Annotated in this window: 12 protein-coding genes and 1 pseudogene; 8 read left to right on the top strand and 5 right to left on the bottom strand. The window is 53.3% G+C overall.

Annotated features, from left to right (window positions below):
- The first annotated feature begins 41 nt into the window (after window positions 1-41).
- The 5 genes from HGO40_RS06865 (at window position 42) to HGO40_RS06845 (ending at window position 4,626) form a co-directional block, all read left to right on the top strand.
- Window positions 42-296, top strand: a complete 255-nt coding sequence (locus HGO40_RS06865) for a helix-turn-helix domain-containing protein (protein ID WP_027912527.1) — start codon at window positions 42-44, stop codon at window positions 294-296.
- Window positions 297-411: 115 nt separating this feature from the next.
- Window positions 412-1,368 (top strand): TIGR03756 family integrating conjugative element protein, encoded by a 957-nt coding sequence (locus tag HGO40_RS06860; RefSeq protein WP_250962407.1) that lies wholly within the window; start codon window positions 412-414, stop codon window positions 1,366-1,368.
- A complete protein-coding gene (locus HGO40_RS06855) occupies window positions 1,365-2,747 on the top strand; it encodes an integrating conjugative element protein (protein ID WP_250962406.1) in 1,383 nt (460 codons plus the stop codon). Before HGO40_RS06860 ends, HGO40_RS06855 begins: the two co-directional genes overlap by 4 nt.
- 3 nt (window positions 2,748-2,750) lie before the next feature.
- Complete coding sequence (locus HGO40_RS06850; RefSeq protein WP_213624588.1) at window positions 2,751-3,059, top strand: hypothetical protein; 309 nt, start codon at window positions 2,751-2,753, stop codon at window positions 3,057-3,059.
- A 10-nt stretch (window positions 3,060-3,069) separates the two neighbouring features.
- Window positions 3,070-4,626, top strand: coding sequence for a conjugal transfer protein TraG N-terminal domain-containing protein (locus tag HGO40_RS06845; protein WP_250962405.1), 1,557 nt, complete (start codon window positions 3,070-3,072; stop codon window positions 4,624-4,626).
- 9 nt (window positions 4,627-4,635) lie between these two features.
- On the opposite strand, the gene HGO40_RS06840 is transcribed toward HGO40_RS06845, so the two are convergent.
- Entirely contained in the window at window positions 4,636-5,001 is a 366-nt protein-coding gene (locus tag HGO40_RS06840) for a DUF3742 family protein (protein WP_080627558.1), read from the bottom strand.
- 449 nt (window positions 5,002-5,450) lie between these two features.
- Between HGO40_RS06840 and HGO40_RS06835 the strand changes: the two genes are divergently transcribed.
- Window positions 5,451-5,780, top strand: a complete 330-nt coding sequence (locus HGO40_RS06835; protein ID WP_003235923.1) for a hypothetical protein — start codon at window positions 5,451-5,453, stop codon at window positions 5,778-5,780.
- A 131-nt stretch (window positions 5,781-5,911) separates the two neighbouring features.
- Window positions 5,912-6,871 (top strand): ArdC family protein, encoded by a 960-nt coding sequence (locus HGO40_RS06830; protein ID WP_250962404.1) that lies wholly within the window; start codon window positions 5,912-5,914, stop codon window positions 6,869-6,871.
- Window positions 6,872-7,006: 135 nt separating this feature from the next.
- On the opposite strand, the gene HGO40_RS06825 is transcribed toward HGO40_RS06830, so the two are convergent.
- The gene (locus HGO40_RS06825; protein WP_027912535.1) at window positions 7,007-7,201 is read right to left on the bottom strand and encodes a DUF7740 domain-containing protein; all 195 of its coding nucleotides are present in this window, start codon (window positions 7,199-7,201) and stop codon (window positions 7,007-7,009) included.
- A 231-nt stretch (window positions 7,202-7,432) separates the two neighbouring features.
- Here HGO40_RS06825 and mobH point away from each other — a divergent pair, with 231 nt between their 5' ends.
- Window positions 7,433-9,160 carry a MobH family relaxase gene (mobH, locus tag HGO40_RS06820; RefSeq protein ID WP_250962441.1) on the top strand — a complete coding sequence of 576 codons (1,728 nt, stop codon included), beginning with the start codon at window positions 7,433-7,435 and terminating at the stop codon, window positions 9,158-9,160.
- Between the two features lie 6 nt (window positions 9,161-9,166).
- Here the strand turns inward: mobH and HGO40_RS06815 are convergent.
- The 3 genes and pseudogenes from HGO40_RS06815 to HGO40_RS06805 all read right to left on the bottom strand — a co-directional run.
- Window positions 9,167-9,342, bottom strand: a pseudogene (locus tag HGO40_RS06815) (IS66 family transposase); the annotation flags it as partial.
- A gap of 183 nt (window positions 9,343-9,525) precedes the next feature.
- Window positions 9,526-10,746 carry a hypothetical protein gene (locus tag HGO40_RS06810; protein WP_250962403.1) on the bottom strand — a complete coding sequence of 407 codons (1,221 nt, stop codon included), beginning with the start codon at window positions 10,744-10,746 and terminating at the stop codon, window positions 9,526-9,528.
- Entirely contained in the window at window positions 10,747-12,795 is a 2,049-nt protein-coding gene (locus tag HGO40_RS06805; protein ID WP_213624585.1) for a ParB N-terminal domain-containing protein, read from the bottom strand.
- Between the last annotated feature and the right edge of the window lie 129 nt (window positions 12,796-12,924).

Raw genomic sequence — 12,924 nt, 5'->3', positions numbered from 1 at the left:
ATCCCGTGGATTGAGAGTCCCTCAAGGCGCAGTTTGCGCGCATGACTCAAGACTTCGAACAGCTCCGTCTGCAACTCGCGGAAAATATCCGCTCGATGCGACGCGTGAAGAACCTTACCCAGGAGCAATTGGCGCTCATGGCCGAGGTGGATCGTACCTACGTGAGTCAAATCGAACGAGGGGTAGGCAACCCGTCGTTATTGGTCCTCTGCAAACTCGCCAACATTTTCGAGATCAAAACGGATCAGTTGCTCATTGAGTCTGACGTGCTTGCTCGTACACTGAGCGCTGAATGACCCTCTGCTGATCTAGAAGATCGCTATAAACCGACAATTCTGCGTTCGGCTTTCTCACTGACACCCCTCTCTCAATTATTGAACCTGTCCAGGCCATACACCCAGAGCCTGGATCATGTCTGCTGCCTGCCCGCATATTTCGCCCCAGAAGTTACATCCTTTAGTGCTGAGCATTCTGCTGGCATCGGGGCCAAGCGTAGCGCTGGATACTGGCAGCATTACCGCCTCCGTGCTCTCTCCGGACTGCCTCGAATACAAGGTCGTCGGCATCTGCTTTTGGTTGCTCTGCACACCCTTCGGCTGCACCGTGAAAACCTCAACCAAAGTTCGTCATTTCATTCCTGAGCTGGTGGTCTCCAGCTATGCCACCACCGGTGCCAATCCTTGGACCGAGATGGCCGCACTCTCCTCTCCCATCAGCGGTGCGGAAGGCGGTGGTAACCTGATCACGCTAAACACGCGACGTGACAACCTGCCTCGTTTCAAAAACGTTGATGGCATCGGGCATCCCGGTGGCTGGGCCGCCACGCAACTTGCCTCGCAATCCGGCTACGCCTGCGCCAGCGGTGCCACTGCGTTCATGCCCTACTACCTGAGCACTTTGGACTCACTGGCCTGGCGTCATGGCATCCCGGAAAGCCTTTATCCCGAGTCGCTCTTACCGGGAGTCCGTGAGATCGGTCGTCAGCTCGCGGGAAACATGTGGGGCAACGTCTATCCCCGGCAAGGATTTTTGGTGCAACCCGACGACTTCAAAGCCGCTGCGGTGATGGCGCAGCGCGCGGGTGACGTCATGACCCGCAACGGGCTACCGCACGTGTATGTCCCGCTCACACCCGTACCACGCGATGGTTATTGGCCGCCTGGCCCAATCGTTGAAAACGACGCTTCGACCCACAAATGGCAATTGCTCTCCCCCTTGGTTCAACCCACATGCGCCATCTTCCCCAGCGATCCGGTGCAGAGCGCGGATGGCGGCTACGCCTGGTCGCTGTGGCGTCCTTATAGCTGCTGCAAGCGTGAGGGACAGACCTTCCTGTTCAGCATCAACTTCGAAGGTGGTGCTGCATGAGTCGGCTTCTTGCAGAACCATGGTTAAGCCCGATGACTTTGTTGCTCTGCGGACTGCTCGCCGTGACCACGCATGCCCACGGAGCCGAGGACGATTACCGCCTAGGCACTCAAGGCGAAGTACTGGACGACCGGGTGATGTACACCATCGGTGGCGGCTCGGCAGCGGGCTCGCCGAGCTCGCTCTATCGCCCCAACGGGCTCGGTGTCGGCGCTTCATGGCGAGCGAACATGATGTGTGGAAACATGAGCCTCACCAACACCCTGCAAAACCAGCTGAACGGCGCTACCGAAGGCTTCCAGCAGATCATGGGCAGCATCGTGCAGAACGCGACCCAGGCGGTGATGTCGCTGCCGGCGTTGATTATCCAGCGCGCCAATCCCGGCCTCTATGAGTTGTTGAGCAACGGGGTGATGCAAGGAAGAATCGACTTCGACCGTTCCAAGCTGACCTGCCAGGCGATGGCCGAGAAGATGGCGGACAAGGTCGGTCAAGCCGGCTGGGGCGCATTGGCCAAGAACCAGGAGATGCAGGGCAACCTCGAACAAACCGGAGGTGATGCGGTGGCCGCAGTGAAGAACACCGAGGCCCGTAACGGTAACAATGGAGTGTCCTGGGTCGGCGGGCAGAAGGCTGGAGGTAGCGGACAAACACCCATCCGGGCAACCTCCGATGTGGTGCGGGCGGGCTACAACCTGCTGCATAACCGGTCGGTGGATGACAGCACCTCGATCAGTAGCAGTGATTGCCTGGGCGGCGCTATTTGCCAGGCATGGACCTCACCCCAAGAGGAATCCGAATGGGCCGTTCGAGTGTTGGGCGAGACCGAAGTCGCGACCTGCGACACCTGCGAAACCCTGCGTGCGACCGCAGGCAGCGGGTTGACGCCGCTGATCCAGGAGGCCTACAGCGAACGCCTCCAGGCCCTGCAAGGGCTGCTGTCGGGTTCACTACCGCCTACCCCAGACAACCTGGCGAAAGCCTCCAGCCCGATGCTGCCGGTCACCCGCGGTGTGATCGAAGCCCTGCGCGACGATCCTGATCAGGAACTCCTGGCGCGGCGCCTGGCCAGTGAGACGGCCTTGTCCAGTGTGCTCGACAAAGCGTTGCTACTACTGCGCACCCTGCTGGCGGGCAGTCACGAGCCGAACATCGCTTCCGCCGAACCGGCACAACCCGCCTTGACGAACAGCATCGACACACTGGAGCGCGAGATACGCCTGCTACAAACCGAGTTGCACGTCCGGCAGATGCTCACAACCAATAGCGCCAGCCTCGTGCTCGATCGACATGCCGGAGGTGCCGATGCGTCGCGCACCGTCGAGCAAGGCGACCCCGAACCTGGCCGACTCAACGACGCTGACGCCAGGCGCAAGTGAGTCATGAAACGCTCACCGCTACTAACTTTGCTTTCGAGTCTGGGGATTGCCGCAATGATGATCCTGATCGCCGCACTGGTTGCCTGGATCGGCCGCACTGCGCTGGGTAGTTTCGAGATCTGGCAGCAAGCCTTGGAATCGATACGGCCTTACCTGCGGTGGTGGCGTGCCCTGCTTTACGGCGTCCTCTTAGCACTCTGGTGGGACCTGCTAAGGCGCTACCGAAATCGACCACAGGACCGATTGCGCGTGAAGCGCGCCGGGACATTAGGGCTCTTGCTCTTTACCTGCGTCGAGCTCACTCGATTGTGAGGTAAGAACCATGCTCATGAGCACCAACAGCTACCTGGAGTTTTACCTCTCCCTCCTGGCATGGATCATCAACAACGGTATCTGGAACGTCCTGTCCGACACTGGACTGTTCGCCGCACCCTTCGGCGCGATCATCTTGCAAGAGTGGTTGTCGGCGCGTCAGCAAGGCGCGGATGAAGGCAACAAGGGTTTGCTCTCTGTACCGCGGATAGAGAACCGGCTGTGGCTGGCCTACATCGTCGTCTTGTTCGGCTGCGCGCCGGTCTTTCCATTGAGCCTCACGTCAATGACGTTCGATGATGCAGCGAGCCAGCGCTGCGGTATCAGTGTGGCTAAGCCAGCAGAAACCGCCTGGGGGATCACCTTCAATACCATCGGCGAACGGTCCGCCAACGTGCCAATTTGGTGGTTTCTGGTGCACGCCTTGAGCAAAGGGGTGACGGCGGCGGCAACCGGCTCCATCCCCTGCGCACCGGATATCCGGCAGATCCGCATGGAGATCGACAGTTCGCGCATCGATAACCAGGTTTTGCTACAGGAAATCGCCGACTTCACTCGTGACTGCTACGGCTACTCCCGCTCTCGGCTGTTCACCAATCGTCCGCAGCTGGACAAACAGCAAAGTCATGATGCGTCCTGGATCGGCTCAAGCTATTTTCTCGACACCCCGGGTTACTACGACACCGATCGCTCACGGACACCGCGAGGCAGTTGGCCCTACGATGAAACCCGCGATATTTCCTTGCCACGGCTGGAGAATGGCGCGGGCTACCCCACTTGCAAACAATGGTGGAGTGACAGCGGTATCGGGTTGCGAGCACGATTGATCGAGCAAGATGACCCTTCGCTGCTGACTCAGCTGAATGGCTGGTTGACTGGTCGCTCAAGCAACGAGATCGAGGATGCCACCCTGCGCGAACTGGTCCGCCCGCGCCAACAGGCGATGTCCATGTCGCCCGGACAGGTGTACCAGGATTATGGCTCCAGTGCCCGCGGTGGGTCGAGCAATCAGGGGCTCAATAACCTGGCGACCAACACTGGGCTAGCCCTCGGCTCCTTCAGCAACTTCCCGGCAATGAATGCACTACGTGCCGCCCTGCCGATGGTGCAGGCTTTCCTGATCATGGGCGTCATCATCAGTTTGCCGCTGATCCTGCTGGTCAGTACCTACCAATTGAAAACCGTCATGACGGTGACGTTCGCGCTGTTCACGCTGCACATGCTGACCTTCTGGTGGGAGTTAGCCCGCTGGGTCGACTCCAGCATGCTCGATACCTTGTACAACCAAGTCTCGGCGTCCAATCAGGTGCTGTTGTCGCTGCCGACATCCGGATTTATGGATGGAACCGTCACGGCACAGGTGATTGAGTATGTGATGGGGGCGATGTTCATCGTACTGCCGATGGTCTTTCTAGCCGCAATGAGCTGGGCTGGGTATAGCGTAGGTTCAGGTGTAGAAGGAATGCTCAGCCGGGGAACCCAGGCTGCGCAGACAGCGAGTTCTAACGGGACCTCTCAGTTGATGAGCGGAGCAAGAATAGTTTCAGGTAAATCGGGCTCAAAATAACCAGGGAGGTTACTTCAGTGAACCCCATTTATCGTACCGCTCAGGCCAAGACGCTCTGTGAATTGGATCATCGAGATCATCAATATCTGGAGTGTCTGAATCTTGAACTGAGATAGCCGCTAATGCGACGAATGTGCACACCAGCAGAAACAACCAAAAGCTAACAAAAAGAAGTGCACCGAACAGGGCCACCTGGGCAAGCAGAAAGATCCCGCGAACGAGTAAATTACCCGCAGGCAAACCTGCCGTCACTGCACGCTTGGCCACACGAGACTCAAACCCTTTCAACCTGCGATAACCACGTTTGGCGAACATACCGCATGCATATGCCCAGCGGTGTGCGCGGGAGATTGGAAGTGGCTGCTGAGCCGGCATGGTTGCGCCCTCTTCTGAGCGTGTTCCTGTGGAAATCGAGATTACAGACTACTACTGAAAAACGCCCATGCTTAACCGTTTATCAGCTTATTCGGTCGAAAACTCTTCACTGGAAGACAGAAGACGCACCTCGTACAACAGCGCCTCTAAGGCCGTTGACCCATCCCAATCATCCAGCTACATAGAGGATACGGATCGCTGTTATCGACAGCACCTTCCCAGGTAGCCAGAGCCTTTGAGGCTACGTCACTCCGGTGATGGTTCCCCCCAAGTGCGATTAGCGTTCGGTGGCTCGCACGGTCACGCTTCACGGTGATGAACGCCTACTGCTCTCCCGAGCGTCTTTCGAGCCCGGCTCGTCCTAACCCCTCTTGTTTTTCTTCAACCCACCGCGGGAAATTCTTTCCCCTATGGGACAGGTTTCTTCGCGCTATCAACGGAGGCACCCCATGTCCGACTCACTCACAAGCGAAGCACTGAACACTCTGCACTTGCCCGTTGTGTTCACTCCAGACGCGTGGCAACACGCAGTACTGCTCGATGGTTCAAATTATTCTGAAAAACTGCAGCTCGATAGGCTGAGCAACATCGTACGCGCAGCCTTCAAAGCACACCTGGCCGATCCAAACGCACCCTACGTGGTGTTTGAGGTAGCCAAGTTCGTCTCAGCGAGTGATGCAGAACATAAACCATTGCTGCGACTGAGCCTCAGCCTACTTCAGGCATCAGACCAGCCTAACGCCTTACTGATAGCGCTTGCGGAAGAGCAGCAACGCTAAACGCAAACGGCCATACACGGCCACTGATCCAACTCAGGCTATACGCAGTCCTGCACCAATCCAACCAACACCCACCGGGGAACCCTCCCCGACGGGAAAGGCGTTCCTCCGTTTTCTACGAGGAAAATGCCATGCGCAATATCTACCAAGACGTGACTGACAAGATCGTTACCGCGTTGGACCAAGGCGTAGCGCCCTGGATCAAACCCTGGTCCTCAAGTGGCTCAACTGACGTCGGTCATCACCAACCCTATCCCATCAACGCCGTCACGCAGCGTCCCTATTCGGGCATCAATTTACCGTTGCTCTGGGCCGAGGCCAGGTTGCAGGGGTTTACTCAAGATCGCTGGCTGACCTTCAATCAAGCCAAAAAAGCCGGCGGGCACATTCGTAAGGGTGAGCACAGCACCCTGGCAGTGCTCTACAAGCCGATGGAGCGCGAGAAACAAACCGAAGCAGGCCAACCCGTACTCGATGAAAACGGTCAACCAAAAGTCGCTCACTTTGGCATTCTCAGGACGCATTTTCTGTTCAACATCGAGCAAACGGAAGGGCTCGAAACGCTTAATGAAACCGTGCTCGAGACGGAACCGAGCGATCCCGTATTCCCCAACGCTGCTGCGGAAAGTTTGTTGCTAAGTTCGGGCGCAAATATCATTCATCGATTTGCCGACGAAGCCTTTTACCACCCGATCAGGGATCTCATCCAACTGCCGACAAAATCGCAATTCCACGATCAAGGTGGATACTACGCCACACTTCACGAGCTGACGCACTGGACCGGACACCACTCTCGATTGAAGCGCGAAGGCGTGACCTCACCTTGCCCATTCGGCTCGCCAGACTATGCATTTGAAGAGTTGATCGCCGAAATGGGTGCCGCTTTTTTATGTGCCTACGCCGGTATACAGGGAGAGCTTCGGCACGAGGGCTACATCGATTCCTGGCTCGGCCTGCTCAAGGCTGACAACCGCGCCATCTTCCGCGCCAGTGGCCAGGCACGATGCGCTTCGGAGTATGTGCTCAACCTGGAGCAGCAACAGAAGCAGATGGTAATGGATAACTCGCGATGCATGAACGATGGAGCTTGATCGTTACCTCACTGCTGCAAGCGCTTCACAGGGTCCAACACGAGTTGGACCCTTTTTCTGTTCCCAGAGAAAATCCCAGCACCGTGGAGTTCTGACGCAGAGAACGGGAGGTACTTCCATAACCGCAGAACGCCGTTACGTATCCAGGTTCTCCGCCAGGTAATCCACCAGCTCGAGTGGACTTCGGCTGTCGATCACCTTGTAGATCAGATCACGTTTGCTGCGTGGTAGCTTCTTGACCACGCTCTTCGCCGAGGCCCTGACGGCTTCGTCTGTTCCATGGATACGTGCCGCGAGCAGCAGTATGAGCGTGGCGTCAGTGAGGTTCATGGCAAGACCCGATAAAATTCGCACCGCAGTGTACCGACACTTGCCTTTTTCGCACCAGCACACGCATCCAACAAAACGGCACCAGGACAAATCGATATTCCGATTGCCGCACAAAGGGAAACGCGTCAAAAGGACCGGTAAGGGTTGGAAGGGAATGGGGAGTCAAGGGTAAGAGCCCTATCCGAAAAGGCTAAAAGGCCACTGACTCTGCCAGTTCCCAGGAGGACCATGATGCTCAGTCTGTTTCGGCACAAAAGCCAAAAGCCTCCTCCGCCACCAACCGTAAACGTCGCCAATGGGTACCTGCTCATCAAATCGTCCCAAAGCTTGTTAGCAGCCGAGCATCGCCGCCAGTTGCTTGATCGCATTTGGCAGTACACCGCCCTCTCCCATCCGCAATTCAGCCAGCTCTATTTAAATCCGATCCATCGCTACGCCGAGCTGGTCCAGCAGCTTCCAGCCAGCGAGACGCACCACCATGCTTATCTTGGCGGCATGCTAGACCATGGGTTGGAACTGGTCGCTTGTAGTTTGAAATTGCGTCAGTCGTATCTGCTTCCCACCGGCGCCGCACCCGAAGACCAAGCAGCCCAGACCGACGCTTGGTCCGCTGGCATCGCCTATGGTGCATTGCTCCATGACATCGGCAAGATCGCCGTGGACCTGCTGGTCGAACGCCAGGATGGCCGTGTCTGGCATCCTTGGCAGGGCCCGCTGGATCAGCCTTACCGTTTTCGCTACTTCAAGGATCGTGACTACCACCTGCACGGCGCAGCCGCGGGCTTGCTCTACACCCAGATTCTCGACCGCTCAATCCTCGACTGGCTCAGTGGATTTCCATCACTCTGGGCCAACCTACTGTATGTCCTAGCAGGTCAGTATGAACGTGCCGGCGTGCTCGGTGAGCTGGTAATGCAGGCAGACCGTGTTTCCACCGCGCAGAACATCGGTGGTAACCCGAGCAAGGCACTGCAAGCACCGATTCATTCGCTGCAACATCACTTGATCAGCGGACTGCGTCATCTGGTTCAGCACGAACTGAAACTCAACCAGCCGGGTGCCGCGGGATGGCTGACCCAGGACGCGCTCTGGCTGGTCAGCAAGACGGTCACAGACAAGCTGCGAGCCTATCTGCTGTCGCAATCGATTGAGGGCATTCCCTCGTCCAACCTCGCGGTGTTCGATGAGCTGCAATCGCATGGGCTGGTCGAGTCCACCCCGGAAGGTAAAGCCATCTGGACCGCGCTTGTGGCACAGGGAAATTGGCAGCAGAGTTTCACCTTTCTGCGCCTTCAACCGGCGTTGATTTGGGGGAGCGAAGACCGGCCCGAGGCTTTCAGCGGAACGGTTAGCATTGCAGCCCATGACCACTCAACTGACACCCAGATACCAACACCAGCGCCCGAGACAGTCACTGCACGATCAGGTCAAAGCCAACCGCAGCCGGATCCCACGGCGCTAGAGGATGCCGACTATCTCGGAACGCTACTGGATATGTTCGACTCGGCAGAACCTGAGGCTCGCGAAGAACCGTCAGAAAGCGCTCTCGGAATTTCACATCCAACTTCGGACAACCCTGGCCAGGCATTCTTGAATTGGGTCAAGGAAGGCATTCTGAGTCATAAGCTGATCGTCAATGACAGCAAGGCCAAGGTGCACACGGTGAGTGGAAACGTATTTCTGGTCACGCCTGGCATTTTTCAGCGCTATGCTCAGGAGTTTCCGGGCATCTCAATGGGTGCCGATCACGAAGGTGAAGAATGGCGATGGGTGCAGAAACAGTTTGAGAGGCTGAAGATCCACAAAAAGCGGGACGATGGTTTGAATATCTGGCTGTGTCAGGTCGAAGGCCCCAGGAAGAAGGCAAAACTCAAAGGCTATATTCTAGAACACTCAGGACTATTTTTCGAATCTGGGTCCATGCCTTCCGATAACCCCTTTCTTAAACTCGAAAAATAGTCAGTTCTCGGTGACACCGAGTTCAAAGCTAGCTTTATAGCCGCCAAAATCATCGCATACCAGCTTGCCCTTCCAGTTTCGCAGGAAGTTGCGGGGGTGTTCTCCGGCTCGGCTGGGGCTGAAGTCGTAAACGACCGCTGCCAAGTCCTAGACTGGCTGGTGGCGTAGGGCCAGACATCGGCCTATGTTTATCGTTAATATCAGAAACAGTCTAAATCACAGAATGTAAGAAAAGCCGACCAACCTTACCCCCATGCGCAGCAACGACACTCAGAGCGCCGAGTAGAAACACCAGTAAATCCTGAGTTAGAAACCGCGCTGACTGAACCGCAGCAGAACTTTAGAATTAAAGAAGCCTAAAAAAATCAGTCTACATAGTCTGAAAGCAGCTTACCAACCCCAGTTTTGAATTGCGTATAAAAGGGTGGCAAGACCAGTTCAGTATATGTATCAAAAAACTCTTGATACAGCCCTGGCTCCAAAAGCTCGCAAATTAACTTTTTTGAGAACTTTAACAAATCCGCATACCCATCTTGATCAATATCATCGACCCCGTGAGCTAGTCGAGAATGATTTCTAATAGAGAGAAGTGTACGCGCTTCAACAACCCAATCCTTAACTCTTTCAATGGAAATATTTGTCTTGATAGACCGATTTTCCACCAGGCTTATAATCTTTCCACACCCCTCGAGCTTTGAACTATTAAAATAAATCTCACCATGCTCATCAAATACGGCAGCCTTGCAATGCAGAGCTTGGGCTTGCAAAGATAACTCAAAAGCTCTCGTCAGACACAATGTGCTAGACGAAGCATTTGTAGGCGAGCGAAGATTTATAGCCATCCTAAAGAACCAACCAGCAGAAGCAACCAACAAAAACGGCCAAAAAACACTAGTATAATCAAAGTGCCTACGTGCAGCACTCATGTAACATCTAGATAATAACAAGGCAATTCTATCAAGCCGCCTTCTTAATACATCCGAACCACACAACGGCTGCCACTGGTTATCCTCTAACAGAAAGCGCCAACGCGTACCGATAGAGCTTGCTATACCCGCAGATCTCAGTTGCCCAGAGCTCCAGACGCCTCCACCCATAACATTATTATAATAATAAACATAAGGAGAATAAGTCTTTTTAACTTCCATCTGAAAAGCGAGACCTAACTCGCCTATATCAGACAACCTACTATCGGCAAGGAGGCTGGTTAGATCTACAAAATCCAGATTTCTGATACGACTCATCTCGACAATACGCAAAATTTGAGCAAGAAGTGACAACACCCTCCAATCCAGATCATCGTCAATCTTCTGACCGGACTCAGATTCAGCGAAACAAATGGGAGCCGAGTAAAGACCCAGCTCTTGATATGCATGCAGCATAGCGAGAAAAAAACGTTGAAGCTGTCCTTTGAAGGCTATCTTCAGTGTAATCATGTCAGTTGGACGAACCCCCGGGATCACTAAAGAGTGATCACGAGGGCAAACGATTACAGATCCGGTGTAATCGTTTGTTTCTAGCTTCTCCGCAACTAACATTTGTAGATATTCCAGATCCTGGAACTCTGCCAAATCTAGAAGTTTCAATCAGATCTCATCCGCGTCTGAAATTTCGTCAGAGGTATTTCTCTCCAAAAGATCTCCAGTTATACCTAGAGATGACCGTAGGTCTCTCTTCGCCTCAACGAAATAGCCGTCAATATAACGAGCCACCTCAATATCAAAGCGCCGCACTAAGCCGCCCTCGTCGCGTCGATTCTCTTTGACATCTCGCTCCATTGCTCGTTGCTCGAGCTCTTTCAGGCGGAGATCCTCTCGTTCCTCATTAGTCAATGAGTAGTCAAGCTCATACCCTTTTTTGAATGATTTAGCCCGCTCTTCTCGGTAGCGCCCTAAAAACTGCCCTGCGGCAGAAAATCCTTGATCATTCAAAAATGTATCTAGCGGAGAACCAGGTGGCTGTGAGAATCCCTTCAAAACCTCTGCCCGGACATCTGCCCTCAACAGATGGGCTAGCATCAAGTCCCTCAATGCAGCTTTAGTCTCGTCACGTGTACGGATGCGCTTGTGTTCAAAGACTGTATATTGCAGATAAGTTTTCTCAGTACTGAATACGTCACTGTTTTTTTGGAAAATAACATTCAGCATCGATACTGCGGTCTTAAACGCCACAACAGGTGGCACAGCATACTCGATGCCAACTCTAACAAAGACACCCGCAACATTAAAGAATGCTCTTTGAAACAGAGCATATCTAACTACACCGTAAGTGCTACCGGCGCGCTTCGCCTCAATTGATTCCTCAAAAACCAACCATCGCTTTTTAAAATCAGAGTCTTTATCGTCAAAAGGCTTGTATTCCAAAATCGATTGCAAAATAGCTTGCGCAGAGATTGCTGATCGGCCACCCTTCGGAATATCAGCCTTGAGCCTATCTATTTCATTGATAAAGTGACCATGCAAGGCCTTAAACGGCACCGACTCGAAGTACAACTCGACCAATAGAGGCGCCAGATGATCTTTTATCCTATGCTTTAGAGCATTTGACTGAGCATAAGAAAATTTATCCCACTTAACCTTAGGAAAGTAATCATCTTTATCAGCACCTACTGGGAAAAGATCTTCAGCAGCATCAGTGATACCCAAGATATAGGAAACCACCATATCCGGTTTAAAGTTCTCCTCAAGACCTCGCTGCAGCACCCCTATACTGGTAAGAGAATGAACCTTAGTCACATTATACGACTGGCTTCGAGTCCTTGTATTCCACTCAACGCAAGCCAACCCTTCCTTACCATATCTGGTTAGCACTTCATCGCAGAACACTCGACATGTCATATCCCCAACATTCTTGTCTGAAAGCAGGATATTAAAATGACCACCAACTACGGTCATTGTCGAGTTAACATCCACAAATAAATTTCGGAATACCCTTGGCACAGAAGGAATATTTCGCTTATCAGCGTTATCACTGTGAGAATTTGGAGCATACATCACGCAAACCGGAACAACCAAATCTCTAACTTTATCGCGATGCTCTTGCCATAGTCGCTTGAGAGCCCTCAATCTATGCTGACCATCAATTACGATTAGCATGACGCCGTGAGGATCAAGCTCAGATGTCCTCAGATTAAGTATCGCCTGCTTTGACTTAATTTTCTCCCCTCCCTGATCAGACTGGAGAGCGAGACCATCAGAGCTGGAGGTCAACTTACCATAAATCTGAAAATGCCCAGCCCACGAAACACCCGCAAAGTTAGCTCTTGGAGTTATCTTTGTTCGTACCCCATAGTACTCTTGTATTTTTTCATCCTTTACAGGGACAATAGCCGCCAACAATGGCGGAAAAAACAATGGCCGCGTAACGGCAGTTGCCTCATCCTGTTGCAGGTAAGGCATGATATCTTTTTCGACCCGATTCTCATCAATATCGCGCTGCATGAGCAGGTCAAAATTAATGTCATCCATTTGAACATCACGCGCAAACTTCAGGTACTTATAAGCTTGCGCCATAGGCATAGAAGCCATAAAGTACTCGACAGGATAAGATCCTGAAGATACAAACCTACCAAAATTACCTAAAAGTTCAACATCGAACTCTTGCTCTTCCTGCAAGTCTTCAAAATCATCAGCCATGTCATCACCCGGCACTTAGCGATCAGCAAAAAAATATAACTCTAAATTAATCAGAAGCCAACGCCAATTAAATCCGAAAACAAAAAAACTTTTATGCGCAAGTAGAAACCATGAAGCGCTTCCTTCTCT

The organism is Pseudomonas sp. CG7, assembly GCF_023701885.1.
Lineage (GTDB): Bacteria > Pseudomonadota > Gammaproteobacteria > Pseudomonadales > Pseudomonadaceae > Aquipseudomonas > Aquipseudomonas zanjanensis.
Note: the sequence above shows the minus strand (reverse complement) of the source record. Positions and strands in the feature narration are given on the sequence as shown.